At 73.3% G+C, this 14949-nt stretch carries 8 protein-coding genes; 3 read left to right on the plus strand and 5 right to left on the minus strand.

Annotated features, from left to right (window positions below; translation table 11 throughout):
* Positions 1-7 precede the first annotated feature (7 nt).
* Positions 8-2080 (minus strand): OmpA family protein, encoded by a 2073-nt coding sequence (locus WMF43_RS42205; protein ID WP_437673638.1) that lies wholly within the window; start codon positions 2078-2080, stop codon positions 8-10.
* Positions 2081-2405: 325 nt separating this feature from the next.
* Here WMF43_RS42205 and WMF43_RS42210 point away from each other — a divergent pair, with 325 nt between their 5' ends.
* Positions 2406-4175 (plus strand): DUF4215 domain-containing protein, encoded by a 1770-nt coding sequence (locus tag WMF43_RS42210; RefSeq protein ID WP_437673640.1) that lies wholly within the window; start codon positions 2406-2408, stop codon positions 4173-4175.
* A 23-nt stretch (positions 4176-4198) separates the two neighbouring features.
* Here WMF43_RS42210 and WMF43_RS42215 read toward each other — a convergent pair whose 3' ends face one another.
* The 4 genes from WMF43_RS42215 to WMF43_RS42230 all read right to left on the minus strand — a co-directional run bounded on the left by WMF43_RS42215 (position 4199) and on the right by WMF43_RS42230 (position 8605).
* Positions 4199-4456: a BolA/IbaG family iron-sulfur metabolism protein gene (locus WMF43_RS42215; RefSeq protein ID WP_437673641.1), complete on the minus strand. Its 258-nt coding sequence runs from the start codon at positions 4454-4456 to the stop codon at positions 4199-4201.
* A 76-nt stretch (positions 4457-4532) separates the two neighbouring features.
* Complete coding sequence (locus WMF43_RS42220; protein WP_437673643.1) at positions 4533-5714, minus strand: thiolase family protein; 1182 nt, start codon at positions 5712-5714, stop codon at positions 4533-4535.
* 9 nt (positions 5715-5723) lie between these two features.
* Complete coding sequence (locus WMF43_RS42225) at positions 5724-8105, minus strand: 3-hydroxyacyl-CoA dehydrogenase/enoyl-CoA hydratase family protein (protein ID WP_437673645.1); 2382 nt, start codon at positions 8103-8105, stop codon at positions 5724-5726.
* A 215-nt stretch (positions 8106-8320) separates the two neighbouring features.
* Positions 8321-8605: a hypothetical protein gene (locus WMF43_RS42230; RefSeq protein ID WP_437673647.1), complete on the minus strand. Its 285-nt coding sequence runs from the start codon at positions 8603-8605 to the stop codon at positions 8321-8323.
* 888 nt (positions 8606-9493) lie between these two features.
* Between WMF43_RS42230 and WMF43_RS42235 the strand changes: the two genes are divergently transcribed.
* Together WMF43_RS42235 and WMF43_RS42240 are read left to right on the plus strand one after the other, a co-directional pair.
* Entirely contained in the window at positions 9494-13969 is a 4476-nt protein-coding gene (locus tag WMF43_RS42235) for a protein kinase domain-containing protein (protein WP_437673648.1), read from the plus strand.
* Between the two features lie 141 nt (positions 13970-14110).
* Positions 14111-14941: a hypothetical protein gene (locus tag WMF43_RS42240; RefSeq protein ID WP_437673650.1), complete on the plus strand. Its 831-nt coding sequence runs from the start codon at positions 14111-14113 to the stop codon at positions 14939-14941.
* Positions 14942-14949: the final 8 nt, after the last annotated feature.

A 14949-nucleotide genomic window follows, 5' to 3' on the forward strand; every position in this document is an offset into this window, starting at 1 on the left:
GCTCCGCTCAGGGCGGCGGCGGGACGACGCCCTTCGAGCGGGCCAGGGCGCAGCCGAGCTCCACGTTGGTCGGGCCCTTGTCGGTCCGGACGACCTTGAACTCGACGCGCCGGTTCTTCTCCCACGCGGCCGCGTTGTGCGCCGGGTCGAGCGGGCAGTACTCGCCGTAGCCCATCGCGCGCACCGCGCCCTTGTTGACGCCGCGCTGCACGAGCGCCGCGACGACCGCGTCCGCGCGGGACTGCGTCAGCTTGAGGTTGTACGCGTCGGCCGAGCGCTCGTCCGCGTGCCCCTGCACCTCGATCATCGTGAACTCCGGGTGGTGCTTGAGCGTCTCCGCCACCGCCTGCACGATCCCGAACGACTCCGGGAGGATCTCGGCGCTGCCGGTCGCGAACTGGATCTTCTCGAGGATGACGATGTTGTTCTCCTCGATCACGACGTTGCCCTTGTCCGGGCACCCGTCCTCGTCCTCGAGGCCATTGAACGTCTCCGGATCGTTCGGGCACTTGTCGGTCACGTCCGGGATGCCGTCCCGATCGTTGTCCGGATCCGGGCAGCCGTCCGCGTCCTCGAAATCGTCCTTGTCCTCCGGGTCGTTCGGGCACTGGTCGGACTTGTCCGGGATGCCGTCCTTGTCGTTGTCGGGATCGGGGCAGCCGTCCTTGTCCTGGAAGCCGTCGCGGTCCTCCGGATCGTCCGGGCACTTGTCGCGCGAGTCCAGGATGCCGTCGCCGTCGCGGTCGCCGTCGCTCCCCTCCGGGCAGCCGTCGTCGTCCTCGTCGCCGTCCTTGTCCTCGGGGTTGTTCACGCAGTGATCGTCGACGTCGAGGATGCCGTCCTCGTCGTTGTCGGGATCGGGGCAGCCGTACTTGCCGGGGGGCGAGTCCGCCTTCGTGTCCTGGAAGCCGTCGAAGTCCTCCGGCTCGTCGGGGCAGTCGTCCTGATCGTCCTTGATGCCGTCGCCGTCGCGGTCGCCGATCGACGGCTCGAAGACGAACCCGAGCGTCGCGCGCTGCTCCGCGACCTGGAACCCGGGCGTGTACCCGACCCCGGCGCCCAGCATGAGGAAGCTGTTGCGCTCGATGAAGAGCTTGATGCCGCCGAGCGCCTCCGCCGACAGCTTCTGCTTGCTGCTCTCGCCGCCGCCGACCTGCTGCGTCAGGTACGTCTCGGCCACGAGGTCGAGCGGGGTGAGGACGCGGTAGCTCAGCCCGAACCCGCCGGTGAGCAGGTCGGAGTACGCGAAATCGCCGTTCTTGAGCTGGAACTCCGAGGCGTCGGACTTCAGGCCGAACGCGGGGTTCTTCCCGGTGTGGCCGCGGTAGCCGACGTTGAGCGCGACCCGGAACGGGTTCGTCACGCCGAGCCGCTTCTCCAGCACGAGCTGCGGCCAGTAGAAGAAGCCCGGGTCCGACGCGAAGTCCTCGGCCCCGGCCACGCCGACGCCGCCCTGCGCGATGACCGCGAGCCCGATCACGTCCTGATCGGGGCGGAGCAGGCGCAGCTTCACGTGGACCGCGAGGTTGCCGAGCGCCTGGGCGTCGAGCGAGTCGTCGTCGTAGTTGGCGCCGGGCCCCGGGCCGATGTCGTTCACGCGCTTCGCGCCGTTGAGCACCACCGGCGCCGAGAGCCCGACCACCAGGCGGTTGGCGATGCCGTAATCGAACTGGAACGTCCCCTGGAACGCGTGATTGAGCATCACCTTCGTCTCCGAGGGGTTGTCGTTCAGGGGCAGCAGGTTGTGCCCGTAATCGAGCACGAGCCCGAGGCTGATGTCGCCCGCGCCGAGGATGTCCGCGCCGTTGACCGAGAAGAGCCCTTTGGAGTCGACCGCCGGCCGGAACAGGTGCATGTCCATGCCGTCGCCGTTCGCGCCGTCGCCCGCGCGCGTCTCGGCCGCGACGGCGTCGCCCGCGGGGGCGGCCGCGGCCGCGGCGCCGAGCAGCGCGGAGATCAGCCCGACGCCGAGGCGGGAGGCCCAGCCGGGGCGGCCGCGGCCGGGCGGCGCGCGGTCGTCGCGCGCGGCGGGAGCGCCCGTGGGTGGGGCGGCGAAGAGCGATGGGAAGCGAGGCGTCATGGGAAGGTCCTCGGGTTCGTGAGGGTCGCAATCGGGTGGGCGCGACCTGGTTCGCGGGCTGAGCGCCACGTACCACCGCGCGAATTCCGGTGTCAAACAGACGACGCGGCCCGCGCTCCGGTGGCGCGCCGTGCCGAGGATTACCTGCCGTCGCCCCGCGCGGCCGCGGGATCCGGCGGCGGCCGCGCCGGACGCCGGCGCCGGCCGCGGCCAGAGTTGTCCTGGCGATCGGAGACGGGTATTCCCTTTGGCTTGCTGCGACGCGTGCTCGGCGCGCCGGGAGGGAGGCCACCGTCGCCCGCAGCGCATTCGACCGAGGGGAACGATGCTGCAATCGAGGTGGAATAAACCGCTCGCGGCGCTCGCGCTGATGGCGCTGCCGGCGTGCGGAGGTGGCGGATCGAGCGAGGGCGGCGGCGGCGGCGCCGGCGGGCTTGACGGCTCGGGCGGCGCCACGTCGACCTCGAGCACCTCCGCCGCCGGCTCGAGCGCGACGGCGAGCACGGGCGGCTCTGGCGGGGGCGACGGCGGCAACGGCGCCGGCGGCCAGGGCGGCGACGGCGGCACCGGCGGCCAGGGCGGCGACGGCGGCCAGGGCGGCGACGGCGGCGCCGGCGGCCAGGGCGGCGGCCCCATGCCCGCCGTGTGCGGCAACGGCGAGGTGGAGCCCGCGGAGACGTGCGACGACGGCGGCGTCGTCGCGGGGGACGGATGCAGCGCCGCGTGCGCGATCGAGCCCGGCTACATCTGCGCCCGCGCCCCGAGCATCTGCTCCACGATCTGCGGCGACGGGCTCCTGCGCGGCGCCGAGTCCTGCGACGACGGCAACACGGCCGACGCCGACGGCTGCAGCGCGGTCTGCGTGCTCGAGGCGGGCTACGAGTGCGCCGGCGAGCCCAGCGCCTGCGGCCCGCTCTGCGGCGACGGCCTGCTCCTCGGCACCGAGCGCTGCGACGACGGCAACACGGCCGACGCCGACGGCTGCAGCGCGGATTGCGAGGCCGAGTACGGCTACGCGTGCACCGGCGAGCCGAGCGCCTGCGAGACGGTGTGCGGCGACGCCATCCCCGCCGGGCTGGAGCGCTGCGACGACGGCGGCGTCGTCGCGGGGGACGGCTGCAGCGCCGCGTGCGCGGTCGAGGACGGCTTCCTCTGCGCCGGCGAGCCCAGCGCCTGCGCGCCTGTCTGCGGCGACGGCCTGCTGCGCGCCGCCGAGCGCTGCGACGACGGCAACACCGAGGGCGGCGACGGCTGCAGCAGCGCCTGCGCGCGCGAGCCCACGGCGGAGGTGGAGCCGAACGACGCGCCGGGCGACGCCGACTCGAGCCCCGTCGCGCTCCGCGGCGACGACCTGATCGGCGGCGCGATCTCCGCCGCAGGCGATCTCGACCTCTTCCGGCTGGAGCTCACCGCGGCCTCGGTCGTGCGGCTCGAGACGTTCGACGCCTCGGCCGAGAGCTGCGAGGAGATCGACACGACCCTGCGGCTCCTCGACGGGGCCGGAGACCCGATCCACGTCAGCGACCAGCTCGGCGACCTCGGCGGGATCGGCGAGTGCGCCGCGCTCGTGGTCGCCCTGCCCGCCGGCACCTACTACGTCGGCGTCGAGGACGCGGCCGGCGACGCCGCGATCGAAGCCTACACCCTGGAGGTCCACGTCCAAGCCGACGCGGGCAGCGAGGCGGAGCCGAACGACGAGCGCGCGACCGCGACGCCGCTCCCCGGGAGCGACGTCGTCGTCGCCGGCGCGCACCGGTCCGGCGGGGACGTCGACGTCTACGCGATCGAGGTCCCGCCCTGGGGCGCGTCGCTGCGCGCGGAGATCATCGAGGCTGGCGCCGAGGCGTGCGAGTCGGGCCGGCTCGACAGCGTGCTCTCGCTGCTCGACGGGCGCGGCGTGGCCCTGGCGACGGACGACGACGGCGGCCGCGGCGCCTGCTCGCTGCTGGACGGCACCGGGCGGTCGCCGGTCAGCCCCGCCGACATGGGCGCGCGTGATCTCGCCGGCGGCACGTACTACCTGGAGGTGCGCGCCCCGGACCCGAGCGCCGAGGCGGCGCGGTTCGACTACCGGCTGGTCGTCACGCTCCGGTAGTCACCTGGTCACTCGCGGCGCGGCTACGGCGTGCGCGTCTTCAGGCTGTCGATCGCGTGCACGGGCGCCTGGTCGCCGGCCATGAGGTGCGCGATGGCGCTGTAGACCAGCCGCTGGCTCTCCAGCATGCTCTTGCCGGCGAACACCGGCGCCGTCACGACGAGGTTGAAGTGGCCTCCCCCGCCGGTCACCTCGGCGGTGGAGCCCTCGATCTTCTCTTCGATGGCCCGCTTCAGGGCGTCGGGGATCGAGCCCTGGAAGGTCGTGAGGTGGGTTCCCATGACCGCTCTATAGGCCATCGACCCGCCGCGGGGAAGCCGGAGCGCGGCGCCGCGGCGGGCCGCGCCCCGGCCGGGATCAGGCGCTGGCGCGCGCGCCGGCCAGCTCGATCAGGCCGGCGGCGCCCATGCCGCCGCCGATGCACATCGTGACCACGGCGTACCGGCCGCCGCGGCGGCGCAGCTCGTGGAGCGCCGTCGCGGTGAGCTTCGCGCCGGTGCACCCGAGCGGGTGGCCGAGCGCGATCGCGCCGCCGTTCACGTTGAGCTTCTCCTCGGGGATCTCGAGCGCCCGCTGCACGTAGACGGCCTGCGACGCGAACGCCTCGTTCACCTCGAACAGGTCGATGTCGGCCATCGACAGCCCCGTCCTCGCGAGCAGCTTCCGCACCGCCGGCACCGGGCCGATCCCCATGATGGCGGGGTCGACGCCGATGGTCACGAAGGCGCGGAAGTAGCCGAGCGGCTTCACGCCGAGCGCGTCCGCCTTCGCCTTGCTCATCACGAGCGCGGCGGCGGCGCCGTCCGACAGCGGCGAGCTGTTGCCCGGCGTCACGCTCCCCTTCGCCGCGAACGAGGGCTTCAGCCCGGCGAGCGCCTCCGCCGTCGTCTCCTTGCGGATCAGCTCGTCGGTGCGGAAGTCGAAGGTCGCGCGCTTGCCGTTCTCGTAACGCACCCCCTTCACGGTGACGATCTCGTCCTCGAACTTCCCCGCCGCGCGCGCCGCCGCCGCCTTCTGGTGGCTCTTCAGCGCGAACGCGTCCTGATCGGCGCGGCTCACCTGGAACCGGTTCGCCACGTTCTCCGCCGTGATGCCCATCGGCGTGTACACCGTCGGACAGCGCTCCATCGCCTCCGGCGACGCGCTCAGCTTGTTGCCGGTCATCGGCACCATCGACATCGACTCGACCCCGCCGGCGACGGCGATGTCGACCGACCCCATCGCGATGCTGCCCGCCGCGAGCGCGATCGCCTGGAGCCCGCTCGAGCAGAACCGGTTGATGGTGATCGCGGAGCTCTCCTGCGGCATGCCGCCGAGCAGCGACACCACGCGGGCGACGTTGAGCCCCTGCTCCCCCTCCGGCATCGCGCACCCGAGGACGAGGTCCTCCACGTCCTCCGGCTTCACCTGGGGGACGCGCTTGAACAGCGCGGCGATCACCTCGCCGGCGAGCTCGTCAGGGCGCTTCTGCGCGAGCGAGCCTTTGTGGGCCCGGCCAACGGCCGAGCGGACGGCCTCTGCAATTACGACGTCGACCATGGCGTTCACCTAGTTCCGAAGGGGCTTGTTGTTCATCAGCATGTACTGCATTCGCTCGGCGCTCTTGGGCTCCCCGCACAGGCTGACGAACGCCTCCCGCTCGAGCTCGAGGATCTCGTCCTCGGTCACCTCGCGCGCCGCGCCGCCCGCGCCGCCGCAGAGCACCTCGGCGAGCTTGCGCGCGATCTTCGCGTCGTGCTCGCTGGCGTGGCCGCCGGCGACGAGCGTGTCGATCATCATCTGGAGCGTCGCGATCCCGCTCTCGCCCGGGAGCCTGTACGCGCGCGGCACCGGCCGGTGGTACCCGGCCTCGGCGAGGCCCACGGCGCGCGCCTTCACCTCGTACAGCTGGCGCGCCCGGTCGAACGACACGCCGTCGGTCCTCCGGAAGAAGCCGAGCGCCTTCGCCTCGTCCGCGCTGGTCGCGACCTTCGCGAGGGCGATGTTCTTGAAGACCTGCGTCACGATGTCGTAGTTGTTCACCGTCACGCCCTCCGGGATCGCCTCGAACGCCCGCCAGAGCATGTTGAGCGTCCCCGCCCCGCCCGGGATGAGGCCGACGCCGACCTCGACGAGCCCGGCGTACGTCTCCGCCGAGGCCTGCACCGCGTCGCAGGCGAAGCAGAGCTCGAGCCCGCCGCCCAGGGTCATCCCGTAGGGCGCGGCCACGACGGGCACGGTCGCGTACTTCAGCCGCTGGGTCGCGTCCTGGTACGCCTTCACCATCTTCCGGATCGCGTCCCAGTCCTTGTTGCCCGCGGCCATCACCACGAGGAACAGGTTGGCGCCGACGCAGAAGTGCTCGCCCTGGTTGAAGACCACGAGGGCGCGGAAGTCCTGCTCGGCCTTCTCGGCGGCGAGCGAGAGCATCCCGATCGAGTCGGGGTCGAGGCTGTTCGCCTTGGTCTTGAAGGTGACGCCGAGCACGCCGTCGCCGAGGTCCCACGCCTCCGCCCCGTCGTTGGCGAGCACGGGCTTCACGCCGCCCGCGGCCGCGCGCGCGCCCGCGAGCGTCACGTTCCGCGGATCGACGTTCCGGGCGACGTACTCGCCCTTCTGCAGGTCGAACACCGCGCCGTCGGCCCGGTAGAACGACGTCGCGCCGCTCTGCTTCATGCGGAGGATCGACTCGGGCAGCTTGATGCCGTCCTTCTGCATGCGCTCGACGGTCTCGGCGAAGCCGAGCGCGTCCCAGGTCTGGAACGGCCCGAGCTCCCAGTTGTACCCCCAGCGCATGGCGTCATCGATGGACACGATGCTGTCGGCGATCTCGCCGACCCGCCGCGCCGTGTACGCGAGCGAGCGGGAGAGCACCTTCCACGCGAACGCCCCTGCCTTGCCGGGATCCCCGGCGAGCTTCTTCACGCGCGCGGCCGGGTCCTCGATCTTCTCGCAGGACTTCGTGGCCTTCTTGATCGCCTCGTCGCCGCCGTGCGGCCGGTACTCGAGCTTCGCGGGGTCGAGCGTCTCGAGCCCCTCCTTGGCCTTGCGGTAGAAGCCGCCCTTCGTCTTGTCGCCGAGCAGCTTCGCCTCGATCATGCTGCGGATGTACGCGGGCAGCTTGAAGACGTCGCGGTCCTCGTCGCGCTCGAGCGCCGCGTAACAGTTGTCGGCGACGTGGGCGAAGGTGTCGAGCCCGACGAGATCGCCGGTCCGGAAGCTCGCGCTCTTCGGGTGCGCCATGGCGACGCCGGTGATGGCGTCGACGTCCTCGGGCGCGAGCCCCTCCTCGAGCATGAGGTGGATGGCGGTGAGCATCGCGTGGGTGCCGATGCGGTTGCCGACGAAGTTCGGGGTGTCCTTGCCGAAGACGATGCCCTTGCCGAGCACGTCCTCGCCGAACCGCCGGACGCGCTCGATGACGGCCGGATCGGTGCTCGGCCCGGCGACGAGCTCGAGCAGCTTCATGTACCGGACCGGGTTGAAGAAGTGCATGACGAGGAATCGCTTGCGGAAGTCCTCGGAGCGCCCCTGCATCATCTCCTCGATGCGCAGCCCGGAGGTGTTGGACGCCGCGATCGCGTCCGGCCGCATGACCTTCTCCAGCCGCGCGAACAGGTCGCGCTTCGGCTCGATCTTCTCGATGATCGCCTCGATGACGAGGTCGCATTGGGCGAGCTCGCCGAGGTGGTCTTCCGTGTTCCCGGTGCGCACGAGGCGGGCGTGGGACGGGTGGAAGAAGGCGGCGGGCCTCGCCTTGAGCGCCTTCTCGAGCCCGCCCGCCGCGAACCGGCTCCGGGCGGCCGGGTCCTTCCGTTCAGCCTCGCTGAGGTTCGGGGGCACGATATCGAGGAGCAAGACCTCGACGCCGGCGTTCGCGAAGTGGGCGGCGATGCCGCTGCCCATGACGCCCGCGCCGATGACGCCCGCGCGGCGGATTGGTTTCGTCATGCAGAATCCTCCGAGATGGATAGGGGCGCAAACCATTGGCGCAAAGGGCGCCGAGCGCAAGCGTATCCGGGGTGGACGGCCGGGAGGTGAGCGAGCGAGTGTGCGCTTCGTTAAGGCCGCGGGCGAGAGATTGTGGGGTGCGAAACGACATGTCCCGAACGTCCGCCTACGGCGCCCGGGACATCCGGCTCAGCGCCGCGGGCGCGGCGTCCGGCTCAGTGCCACGCGGCGGCCGACTGCACGGGTTTTCCGGTGCGGTCGTGCTCGGCGAGGAGGCGCCTCGTCATGTCGACGCACTCGACGCAGGAGGCGAAGGTCGACTTGTGCTGGCACGAGATCCACGTCGCCGTCCCCTGGGCGCCGAACTGGACCGCATCGAGGTGCTTGCCGCAGGCGACGCAGTGGATGTGCTGGTGCTGGTGGCCGCCGGCCGCCGCCGCGGGGCGCGGCGGCGCGAGCGCCTTCCTCTCGCGCTTGGTCAGTCGCTTTTCTCGTTTCATGATCACCTCGGTCGTGTGGGGGCGCCGTGCAACGTCGTGCCTGGCCCTGCGCAACCTACCATGCGGCGTTCCGCGAGGGCGCGGGCGGGCTGCGCGGAGGAGCAGCGGCGCGGCGGGCTCGGCGAGCTCGGGCCTCGCCGCCCTGCCGGCGGACGCGCCGGCGGGGTGCCCGGCTTGACTTTCCAGGGGCGCTGTGCACCGCGCCTGCCGCGCGCGGCAGGCGCGGCGTGTCCTGGGCGGCGCCGAGGCGCCCGCGCGCCCCGACCTCGCGGAGAACGGCGCCGAGCGCGGCGGCGGGCTCCGCGGGGCGCCCGCGAAAGAGGCGCGGGACGTGCGAGCGAGAGGTCGCGGCGCTCACATCCAGCGCTCTCCCCATCACCTCGTTCGATGCTCGTGAATCGCGTCTCCCGTCTTCGCATGACGGGTACACGTGCGTGCAGGGCTTGATGGAGAGCGATGAGGGAAGCGCGGAGACGACGTGAAGGGTGCGAGGGCCAGGCCGTGAGTGATTACTGACGGTCTCTTCAGCTCACGTGAGCTCTCCGGACCTTGAGATTGCGCGCCCCGGGCGACGAGTGGGATGGGAACACACCGGCCCTCCCGCGAAATGATTGTACAAGGATGTAGACACCCGCACTATCGAGGGCCGTAGACGTCCGCGACGTGAGACAGAGTCGTGTCCAAGACGCCTCATCCCGCGAAATTCACCGCAGGCGGAGGCAGCCCCGCGCCCCCGCGCGGACATCGCTGAATGCATTTATGACCACACGCGAAGAGGTCCTCCATGGTCGTCAGGGATTCTTCGATTTTCGTACTCCAGAGCACCTGCTATGCGTTCTTACAGGGGGACGGCGACGCGCTGTGTCGCGTCGAGTCGACAAATTCATCATGCCCTGTTCTCTCCGCCGCGAAGAGCCGCAGCGGGCTGGCGCGCCCGCGGTGCTGCGTTGTCCGGGGTGCGGACGCCGCATCACGGGGTATTGCCCGCTGCACGGCAATCTCAGCTTCCCTGGAGGGGGGCCCGACACGTCGAAGGTGACGGGCGTCGCCGCCCCGCGCATCGGCGGCTACCGGGTGCGGCGGCTCGTCGCGCGCGGCGGCTTCGGCATCGTGTTCGAGGCCGGGCGCGAGCGCGACGGAGCGCGGGTCGCGATCAAGGTCCCCCGCGACGACCGGGACGACGCGCCCGCCTACCTGGAGCACGAGATCGCGGCGCTCGCGCGCGTCGCGGGGCCGCACGTGCCCGCCGTCCTCGAGCACGGGTGCACCCCCGACGGCGCGCCGTACCTGGTGATGCAGTACATCGACGCGCCTCCCCTGGCCGATCGCCTCGTCGACCTGCCGGAGCCGGTGCCGGTCAGCGAGGCCGTCGCGCTCGCGGAGGCGATCCTGCGCGCGCTCGCGGCGGTCCACGCGCGCGGCTGCCTGCACCGCGACCTCAAGCCGGAGAACATCCTCATCGACGGCGCGCTGCACGTCACCTTGATCGACTTCGGCCTCACGGTCCCGCTCGGCCCCGAGGGCGCCTCGACGCAGGACAGCTCGACGGAGGGCGTCGGCATGGGCACCGCCGAGTACATGGCCCCGGAGCTCTGGGAGGGCCTCCTCGACGTCGATCGCCGCGCCGATCTCTACGCGGTGGGCGCGATCCTCTTCGAGATGCTCGCGGGCTGCCCGCCTTTCTGGGGCCCGCGCCCCTTGGTGCGGGAGGGGCACCTGAGCCGCCGCCCGCCGCACATCGGCGCGCCGGGCCGCGGGCCGAGCGTCCTCTCGGCGGTGGAGGACGTGGTGGCCCGCTGCCTCGCGAAGGACCGCCGCGAGCGCTTCGACACGGCCGACGATCTCCGCGCCGCGCTCGACGCTGCGCTGCGCGAGGCGCCGACCTTGCGGTGCACACGCCCGGGCCCGCCCGCGGCGATGCTGGATGTGCCTCTGGGGACGCCGGGCCCGCCTGCCGCGGCGCCGGAGCCGCCCGCGGCCGCGCCGGACGGCGAGCTGCGCGGCGACCGTGTCACCGTGGGGCTGCTCTTCTTCGACACCGCGCTCGACGTGGCGGCGCTCCAGGCGCGCCTGAAGGCGCTCGGCGGGCAGCTTGGCCGGGCCTCGACCGGCCGGTGCGCCGCCGTCTTCGCGGCCGACGTCTCGGAGAACCCCGCGCGCCACGCCCGCCGCGCCGCCGAGGAGCTCGTGCGGCTCGGCGTCTGCGAGCGCGCGCGCGTCGATCTCGCGCCCGTCCTGGTGCAGACCAAACGCGACGGCACGCGGCGCTTCCTCAGCCCGCTCTTCACGCGCGCCGAGCGCTTCCCGGCCGCGGGCGATCCGGTCGGCGTGGTGATCGCCCCCGCCGCGGCCGCCGTGCTCCACGATCCCCCGGACACGGCCCGGTCCGGCGCCCTGCCGCTCGCGTCCGGCGCTCCGCCCGCCGCGCGCCACGACGCGCCGGCCCCGCTCGCGTCGTCGCTCCCGCCCAGCGCCCCGACGCTCTCGTCCGGCGCCCTGCCGCTCCCGCCCAGCGCCCCGCCGCTCCCGCCCAGCGCCCCGCCGCTCTCGTCGGGCGCCCTCGCCCTGCCGCTCTCGCCCGGCGCCCTGCCGCTCTCGTCCAGCGCCCCGCCGCTCTCGTCCGGCGCCCTGCCGTTCTCGCCCGGCGCCCTGCCGCTCTCGTCCGGCACCGCGCCCGCCGCGCACCACGACGCGCCGGACGTGCTCGACCCCGACACGTGGCCCCTCGTCGGCCGCGACGAGGTGCTCGCGGCCCTCGCCGAGAGCGCGCTCGCCGCCGCGGCCGAGGGCGTGCCCACGGTGGTCAGCGTCATCGCCGAGCCCGGCATGGGCAAGAGCCACCTCGCCCGCGCGCTCCTGGAGCGGCTCGCCGCGGCGGCCCCCGGCGCCCGCGTGCTCTCGCTGCGCGCCCGCGAGCCGGCGCTCGGCGACGCCGATCACGCGCTCGCGGAGCTGCTCGAGCGCGTGCTCGACCTGCCGCCCGCGCCGCCGCGCGAGGGCGTCGCGACGATGCTGCGCGACCGGCTCGCGCCGGCGAGCACCGACCTCGTGCCCGCCGTGGCCCTCACGCTCGGCTGGATACCGCGCGGCGCCGAGGGCGCGCCGCTCCGGGCCGCGCTGCGCAGGCTCGACGCGGCCCCGGGCGCGCTGCGCTCGGCGCTGATGGTCGCCGCCGGCGGCGGCGTCCGCCGCGCCGCCGCGCGCAGCCCGCTGTTCATCGTCGTCGACGACGCCCAGTTCGCCGACAACGCGCTGCTCTCCGCGCTCGAGTACGCCGCGCTCGCAGGGCCGCGCCTGCCGCTCTGGATCTGCGCGCTCGGCCGGCCCGAGCTCGAGCAGGAGCGCCGCGCGTGGGGCGACGGCGCCGCCCGCCGCGAGCGCCGCCGCCTCGGCCCGCTCGACGAGGCGAGCGCGGCGGCCCTCTGCCGCCGGCTGCTCCATCCGATCGAGGGCGCGCCCGAGTCCGCCGTGCAGCAGCTCGTGGCGCGCGCGGAGGCGATCCCGCTCCTGCTCGTCGAGCTCCTGCGCGGCCTCCGGCGCGAGGGCATCGTGCGCAAGAGCCCGAAGGGCGAGGCGTGGTACCTCGCCACCGACGAGATCGAGCGGCTCCCCGATCTGCCGCTCATCGAGTGGCTCGCGCGCCGCGAGCTCGAGGCCCTCTCGCCCGCGCTGCGCAGCCACGCCCGCCTCATCGCGCTCCTCGGCGACCAGGTGACCCTCGACGAGATCAAGGGCCTGCTCGACCTCCTCGCGCAGGAGGGCGCCGACGCGGAGTTCCCGCTCGACGCCAGGGTCGGCACCGCGCGCCTGCTCGCCGCGCGCGTCGTCGTGGACCACGGCGCCGGGCGGGTCGGCTTCCGCCACGCGCTCGTGCGCGAGTCGGTGGCGCGGGCCGTGCCGGAGGCGCAGCGGCGGCGCATCCACCGCGCCGCCGCCGCGTACTACGCAGCGGGCCCGGCGGGGCTCGGCGAGGAGCGGCGGATCGCGCAGCTCGCCCGCCACGCGGGCGCGGCCGGCCTCGCCGGCCTCGCGGCGCGCTCGTTCTTCGATCTCGCCGAGCGCGCCCGCGCGCGCCACGCCTACACCGACGCGGAGCGCCTCTACAGCCGCGCCCTGGAGCAGTCCGCGGGCGAGCCGGGCGAGCCGGGCGAGCCGGGCGAAACGTCGATCGACCGCCGCGCCACGTACCGCGGGCGCGGCCTGATGCGTTACCGCATCGGCCGCTACCACGACGCGCTCACGGACTTCTCGTGCGCGAGGGAGCTCGCCGCGCACGCGGGCGACGTCGCGGAGTGGATCGAGCTCCTCCTCGACGAGGCCACCGCGCTCGACTGGATGGACGACTTCGAGGCGTCGCAGGCGCGGGTCGAGCTGGCGCGGGTGGAGGAGGCGCGCTCGCTCCCGCCCGAGGCGCGATCGCCGCTCCTCGAGGCGCGCCTCCTCCTGGCGTGCGGCCGGTCCGCCTTCCGCTTCAGCCGCAACGGCGAGGCGGCCGCGCTGCTCGAGCGCTCCGCCGCCATCGCGGCGCACCTCGGCGACGACGGCTACGAGACGCTGGTCATCGCCCTGACGCTGCTCGGCTTCATCCTCGCGGGGCTCGGCCGCCCTGGCGACGCGCGCGCCGCGCTCGACCGGGCGATCGATCTGGCCGAGGCGCGCGGCGACCAGCTCCAGCTCGGCGCCGCGCTCAACGTCCGCGCGCTCTCGGCCGCCAACTGCGGCGACGAGGCTTCGTTCGTCGCCGACATGGAGCGCTCGCTCGCGGTGGCGCGCGAGCTCGGGCAGCGCTCGCTCGAGCTGATGGGCGAGTACAACCTCGGCGAGTACCTGCTCCTGCTCGACAACGCGCCGGCGGCGGAGCCCCACGTCCTGCGGGCGCTCGCGCTCGATCGCGCGATCTCGGGCGATCCGGGGCGCGCCGTGGTGGCGCTGCTCGAGGCGCGGCTCCGTTTTCACCGCGGCGAGGAGGAGGCGGCGCGCGCCGCGGTGGCGCGCATCCGCGCCCGCCAGGCGGAGGCGCGCGCCCGCGGCGAGGCCGGCGCGCTCCTCGCGCCGTCCGAGGACGTGCTCTGCTCTGCCGTGGAGCTCGCCGCGGCGGGCGCCGAGGACGCCGCGTGGGAGGCGCTCGAGGCGCGCGCCGCGCGCTTCTCCCTGGGCCATGAGCGGATCGAGGTGGTCGAGGCGCGCGGCATCGCAGCCGCGCGCCGCGGCCGCCGGGAGGAGGCGCTGCGCCAGATCGAGCGCGCGCTGGAGCTCTCGTCCCGCGTCCCGAGCGCCATCCGCCGCCGGCTAGCCAGGCGGCGCGCCGATCTCGAGGAGGGGAATCACGACGTGCCTCGGGCGCGCCCCGATCACGAACATTGATGGCGGATCAAGGCACGATGAAATCGTGTTCGCCATGACAGGAATCGTTTTACGACGGAAGCTGCTGTTGCGGACGCCGGATGGCGAGGTGTAATGGTCATCATGGGGAGGGATTCCATGATGAGCTTCAAGCACAGACTCGTGCCCATTCCAGTCGCGACGTTGCTCCTCGCGGCCTGTGTCGCGGAGACGGATATTGGTGAGCCCCTCGGCGCGGATGTGAGCGCGCTGGCGATGAGCAACGCGCTGATACCGAACGCCCTGATACCGAATGCCCTGATACCGAATGCCCTGATACCGAACGCCCTGATACCGAACGCCCTGATACCGAACGCGCTGGATCCCGCCTCGATCGCGGCGCTCCAGGATCCTGGGCAGCGGGGTGAGCTGTCGCGGCAGTTCCTGAGGTACGTGGTGAGCTGTGCGCTCGACGCCACGCAGGCGTTCAGCTTCTCGTGGACGGACGCCGGCGGCGTCGTGCACAACGAGACCTACAGCGGCGCCCTCGGCATCGCGCCGTCGTGGGCGACGCAGCCTCTCACGGACCTCATGAGCCAGCGGCTCGTCTCGGGCTGCCTCGCCGCCCGCACGAACTACTTCGGGACGAGCGTGACCATCTCGATGCGCTCGCTCCAGAGCCCGGTGAGGAAGCTGGTTGCCCCGGGCGAGATTGCGGCATACCCGAACATCGAGGGTGCCTTCTGGGGCAACCTGTTCACCGCGACCCCGTCGGTCCGCGCGTGTTATCACGCCGCCGGCGTGGCGACGGCGCGCGCCGCCCTGCGGGACTGCGCCGCGGGGCACCTCGACGGCGCGGGCAGTGTCGTCTCCTGCGGCCCCATCGTCCTCGCCGGCGCGTGTGACCCGCTGTGTCCCAACATCGATCCGTCGGGGGGCTACTACATCACATGCAGCGATCCGCCCGGCAGCAACGGCGCGACGACGTATGTGATCACCACCGCCCTCCCCTGATCCACACG

The organism is Sorangium sp. So ce131, assembly GCF_051519095.1.
In the GTDB taxonomy this organism is placed as follows: Bacteria; Myxococcota_A; Polyangia; order Polyangiales; family Polyangiaceae; genus Sorangium.